Source organism: Rhodoferax sp. ZS1R8, from assembly GCF_056521325.1.
Window position 1 is genome coordinate 1 of the sequence record NZ_JBWMBA010000042.1, and the last position, 1,855, is coordinate 1,855.

The 1,855-nt window shown below is 61.4% G+C and carries 1 protein-coding gene; it reads left to right on the forward strand.

All coding sequences use genetic code 11. The features are described 5' to 3' along the window. The first annotated feature begins 176 nt into the window (after positions 1-176). Positions 177-1,271 (forward strand): HzsA-related protein, encoded by a 1,095-nt coding sequence (locus AC097P_RS23555; protein ID WP_479612861.1) that lies wholly within the window; start codon positions 177-179, stop codon positions 1,269-1,271. Positions 1,272-1,855: the final 584 nt, after the last annotated feature.

Sequence of the window (1,855 nt, forward strand, 5' to 3'; positions counted from 1 at the left end):
AGACCCACACCGGCCGGCACGCCAAAACCCATGGTGGCTTAGTACCCGGGGCCCAAGAGCGCGGTGTGGTCAATGTCCTTGGCGGCGCACCTCAACCCCCACCATCGACAGCTTTGGCCGCGTAGTCTTTGCCCGCTGGGACCATTTGCAGCAGGACCAGCTACAGCCGCGAGAGTGTGGATGCCAACCGCACCTACCTGCGCGAAGACCCCAAACGTGCGGGCGTGTTCTACGGCACCCATGCTCGCGAGTTCGGCACCAACAGCGCCAACCAGCTGGTGCGCATGACGGCCAACCCCTCGCGCAATGGTGAGGTCATGGTCATCATGCCGGTCACCCACGCGGCAACCGCAGGTTTTACCAACGATGGCCAGTCGCCCGCTGCAGGCCACAGCGGCATGTACCGCAACCCGCTGCCCACATCAGACGGCCGCCTGCTGGCCGTGCACACTGCGGAGACACGGTTGGAGGAAAACGACGGCACGCGGGCACTGCCACGCTACCGCTACCAGTTGCGCATCAAGTCCGTGGCTGCGTCGGGTGATGTATTCACGGCCGACCAGCCCATTACCCCCGGCTCCAGCAAAGCCATTTGGTACTGGGACCCGGATACGCGGGTGGATTTTGATGGTGTGTTGTGGGAGCTGGACCCGGTGGAGGTGGTCGCCCGCGCCAAGCCCGTGCGGCCTGCCGAGGTACTGCAAAGCCCAGAGAGCGCCGTGTTACAAGAGGAGGGTGTGGCCGAGTCCCAACTGCGCGCCTGGCTCACCGCCAACGACCTCGCCCTGATCGTCACCCGCAACAACACCATCCGCGACCGCGGCGAACGCCAGCAACCCTTTAACCTGCAGGTGCCCGGTGGCACGAAAACGGTGGGCGATGGCGGCAAGGTCTCCAACGTGGCCCACTTGCAGATGTTCCAGGCCGACCAGGTGCGCGGTTATGGCGGCACGGCGTCACCGCGTGCCGGGCGGCGCGTGTTGGCGCAAGCCATGCATGACCCCAAGGCCCAGAACCCCGGCGGCACCGGTGGCCCCACCGGCAGCGTGAAGCTGGCCGCCGATGGCTCCAGCGCAGCCTTTGTGCCCGCGCGCCGCGCCATGATCTGGCAGCTGACCGACGCCGGTGGCACTGCTGTGGTGCGGGAGCGCAATTGGATCCCGTTTCAGCCTGGGGAGATCCGCACCTGTGCGTCGTGCCATGGCCTTAACAGCAGGAACCACGCGGGGGAGCCAGTCAACAAGCCGGGCGCGCTGCGAACGCTGCTGTAGTTTTGGAAAACGTTGCCGAAGTAAGGTGGCTTGCGCTACCGGCGTGTGGGCTGGTACGCAGGCGAAATGCCGACTATCTTGATATCGCAGGTGATATTAGATTGTGTGGCAATGCCCCAAAGGACTGAAAAGTGCCGAATTTTTAGTGAAATTGGCACTTAGCCCCCGTGGAATATGGCGTTATTGCTATTTATTCAGTAGCATTTACCGTCCCGACGGATGTGAGAACGGGGCGTGTAGTTGGCGTGCTGGTTTGTCGCGTGAGGCGTGGTCGAGGGGGGGGGCTTGCGGGTCTGGCTGATGGAGGAGTGACTGCTCTGGGCCAGTTACGGACGTTGATCAATGCCCGCTTTGTGGAATACTCAAAATCCTGATGTAGCAATTTCGCCTGTCTAACTTGCTGCTGTCCACCACACCGGGGCTATAGAGCCTGAATTATCTGGGACAACACATTTCATACCGCTTTAGCATGGTAAAAGTACTGCTGGCAACTCTATTTTTGTTCGTTTCAAATCCTTTGGGGGCACTAACGCTTGAGACAATTGTTTCCACATATGCTGTACGCGTGGGCGACTCAGCAAGCG